This window comes from Xenorhabdus innexi (genome assembly GCF_002632485.1).
GTDB lineage: Bacteria > Pseudomonadota > Gammaproteobacteria > Enterobacterales > Enterobacteriaceae > Xenorhabdus > Xenorhabdus innexi.
The window spans coordinates 1-416 of the sequence record NZ_NIBU01000275.1 but is presented as its reverse complement, the minus strand read 5'-3'; the positions used below and the strand labels follow the sequence as shown (position 1 = coordinate 416).

Here is a 416-nt window from a genome sequence, read left to right as displayed (position 1 = left end):
GCTGATAGTCCCCGCCCGTTTAATGACCTGCGGCATGCCGATAATGTCCGGGTATTGACGGCGGCCGGTGACGTCTTCTTTTTTACGCCCTGCCCAGAGGCGGATGGCGTAGTGGGTGTGCAGTTCAATGGTTAAGGCGGATTTCAGTACACCGGCACGACGGTGTGGCGGCGGGACGGTGTTTTCCTCAGGCTCAGACATAAAAAACAACTCCTGTTTAGTCAGCTTATGTCTGTGGAACTATCAGGGGAAAGACATCAGTGGCTCAATGGATAATCAGTTACGGGAAAAAGGAAATATGACCCCTTGCGTGATTCAGAGGCTATTCAGTATTTTTTCTGCGCAGCAGTAAGACAAGGAATGCCAGATTGACGAACTGGAGACTGGTATTCAAATCTCCCTCGCAGTTCTTCCAC

1 protein-coding gene and 1 pseudogene are annotated in these 416 nt (G+C 50.7%); both read right to left on the bottom strand.

Annotated features, from left to right (window positions below):
• Window positions 1–201 (bottom strand): AcaB family transcriptional regulator (locus Xinn_RS21585; RefSeq protein WP_153043452.1); only part of this gene is annotated, 201 nt, incomplete at its 3' end.
• 121 nt (window positions 202–322) lie between these two features.
• Window positions 323–416 (bottom strand): annotated as a pseudogene (locus tag Xinn_RS21575) (IS5/IS1182 family transposase); the annotation flags it as partial.